Origin of the sequence: Pannus brasiliensis CCIBt3594 (assembly GCF_036688125.1) — a bacterium.
In the GTDB taxonomy this organism is placed as follows: Bacteria; Cyanobacteriota; Cyanobacteriia; order Cyanobacteriales; family Microcystaceae; genus Pannus; species Pannus brasiliensis.
Window position 1 is genome coordinate 1 of the sequence record NZ_JBAFSM010000108.1, and the last position, 2,842, is coordinate 2,842.

A 2,842-nucleotide genomic window follows, 5' to 3' on the forward strand; every position below is an offset into this window, starting at 1 on the left:
CTCCTGCCTCCTGACTCCTGCCTCCTGACTCCTGACTCCTGCCTCCTGCCTCCTGACTCCTGCCTCCTGACTCCTGACTCCTGACTCCTGCCTCCTGCCTCCTGCCTCGTAGCCTTTACACCTTAAACCGGGCGACGCTTTCCTCTAGCGATCGCGCGGACTGGAGAAGGAGATCGAGGGAAGTGGAGACCTCTTCGGCCGAGAGACAGGTTTGTTCGGAAAGGGAGGAAACTTCTAGGAGTTCTTGACGTACCGTTTGTCCGGTGCGGCCGTGGACGGTGGCGGATTCGGCGATCGTTTTCACTAGCTCGTCGATCTGTCGGCCCGTCGCGGTGATCCGTTCCAAGCCGAGACGGGTTTCTTCGAGGAGTTGGCTACCGATCGCGACCTGTTCGGTTCCCGTTTCCATCGTTAGGGCGACCTCTTTGGTCTCGTTCTGGATACCGAGTACCAGGGTTTCGATCTCGGCGGTGGCTTCCGCGGATTGCGAGGCGAGGGCGCGTACCTCGTCGGCGATCACGGCGAAACCGCGTCCCTCTTCTCCCGCCCGCGCCGCCTCGATCGAGGCTTTCAGGGCGAGTAGATGGGTTTGGGCGGCGAAACGACCGATCAGGTTGACCACTTTGGCGATTTTCTGCGAGTATTCCCCGAGCTTTTCGATTTTACGGGCGGATTGACTGACGGTTTCCCGGATCGATCGCATTCCGTCCACGGTGCGGGCCATCGAGGTTTCCGATCGGAAAACGGATTCGAGGGTTTCGCTCACCGTGGAGGAAGCTTGACGGGCGTTTAGAGCCACCCGCTCGATCGCCGCCTGCATTTCCTCGATTTTCGCGAGAGAAGCGCGAATTTCCTCTACCTGTAAAGAAATCCCGCTCGCGAGAGATTTCAGCGAGTCGGACGATCCGCTGGTGGTATCGGTCAGGTTCTCGGTAACGGTTCGCACGCGGGTGACGACCTGACGAAGATTCTCGACGGAGGCGTTGTAGGCTTCGGCGATCGTGCCGATCTCGTCCTCGGTGACGGTGGCCCGAATACTTAAATCGCCCTGCCGGAGCGGATCGATCTCCATCAGTAACTCGATCGCCCGTTGTTGGATTCTCTCGCGCGCCTTTCTTTCTTCTTCTTCCGCCGCTTTCTGTACGGTCTGGAGATAGAACCGTTCCAGAATAGAACCGACGTGAATGGCCACTTGTGCGAGAAAGTCGCTTTCCACTCCCTGCCAATCGTGAACGGAACCGCAATGATGGGCGATCAACAAACCGTATAACTGCCCCGACACGAGGATCGGGGTGACGAGGTTGGCTTTGACGGCGTAGGGTTCGAGTTGTTGCAGGTGACAGTCGGTGAGTCCCGCGGCCTGAATATCGTCGATCGCCCGAACCCGTCCCTGACGGTAGGGATCGACGTACCGTTCCGCGAAACAGGGATCGCCGATCGTCGCCCCCAAACTCGCCGGATAGCGACGATCGACGGATTCGGCGACGATCGTGCCGACCCAGTTTTCATCGAAACAGTAGACGATCGTTCGATCGGCCCGTAGCGCCGCTCGGCTCTCGGTGACGGCGAGTTCGAGCAGTTCTCTTTCTTCGGAAGAACGGGAGAGCGCTCGGGTAATTTCTTGGAGTCGGGTGAAGAGGACGGTTCCTAGCTCTCTCTCCCGCTTTCCGGCGCTCGATTCCAGGGCGATCGGAATCCGTCCGGCCAGTTGTTGGAGAAAGTCGATCTCGGTTTCCCGCCATTTTCGGGCCCGATCGCAACGATGGGCGATCAGCAGACCGAAGAGTTCTTCGCCGGACCGGATCGGCGCGATCGCGCTGGCTTTCACCCCGAGTCGATCGAGTAACCGCCGGTGATCGGCGTGGATGTCCGCGGTCGCCACCTCGTCGATCGCGACACTCCGCCCCTGAAGGTAGGCGTTGAGAATGGTTTCGGGAATACAGGTATCGATCGCCCGTTCCCCGATCGCGCTCGGTAGGTTGTCGTTCACCGACTCGCACGCGACATAACCCCGTTTATCTTTCCCGAAACGATAGATCAAGAGGCGATCGACCGCGAGGATCGATCGGGCTATCCCGACGGTTCGATCGAGGAAATCGTTCGTATTCTGCCCGTTAACGGCGAGATCGACGAGAAAACGGTACATTTCCGTCTTTTGCATCAAATCCCGACGCTCGCGCTCTATACTCTCGGCCATCGCGTTCAAGTCCCCGGCCAGTTTGCCGGTGTCCCCGCCGCTATCGATGTCCGCTCTCGCCCGATAGTTACCGCGGGCGATCTCGCCCGTTACCTGTCGCAATCGCCCGATCGATCGGGAATTCGAGCGACCGATCAGCCAGGCGAGCGCGGGAACGAGGCCGAGAACGACGAGGGAGAGAACGAGTAAACCGCCCCCCTCGAACCCGTTGTCGGGAGAAATGTTAGCTTCTCGCGGCTCTCGGGCGACGATCGATTTGTTCGCGTTAATTTTGGCGGGGGTGGCGGATTCTTTCCCCCGATCGGCGAGCGCGACGTTGATTCCCCCGAGGGCGACACTACCGACCGCGAGTAGGGTTAACAGGGCGATCGATCGACCGGTTCGATCGAGGGACGTTCGGAAAATTCCCGTTCTCGACGGTAGGGAAGGGACGGATGTACCGTTGGGTTGGCTATCTCGTAGGCGCGTGTCCATGTTTCGATCGGTTCTCGGTAATCGTTGCGGGATGGAGAGATGAGGGAGATGGAGAGATGGGGGAGGTGAGGAAGGTGAGGGAGATGGGGGAGGTGAGGAAAGAATATATATTGTTTTCTCCTGCCTCCTGACTCCTGACTCCTGACTCCTGACTCCTGACTCCTGACTCCT

2 protein-coding genes are annotated in these 2,842 nt (G+C 59.2%); both read right to left on the reverse strand.

The genetic code is table 11. The features are described from left to right. Positions 1-115: 115 nt before the first annotated feature. Positions 116-2,671, reverse strand: coding sequence for a methyl-accepting chemotaxis protein (locus tag V0288_RS24905; protein ID WP_332867899.1), 2,556 nt, complete (start codon positions 2,669-2,671; stop codon positions 116-118). Next, a partial coding sequence (locus V0288_RS24910; protein ID WP_422662077.1) for a hypothetical protein occupies positions 2,554-2,842 on the reverse strand: 289 nt, incomplete at its 5' end. The genes V0288_RS24910 and V0288_RS24905, both read right to left, overlap by 118 nt.

Excerpts from the sequence above, each read along its gene's own strand:
- V0288_RS24905 (WP_332867899.1), bottom strand. The coding sequence starts at position 2,671 with ATGGACACGCGCCTACGAGATAGCCAACCCAACGGTACATCCGTCCCT.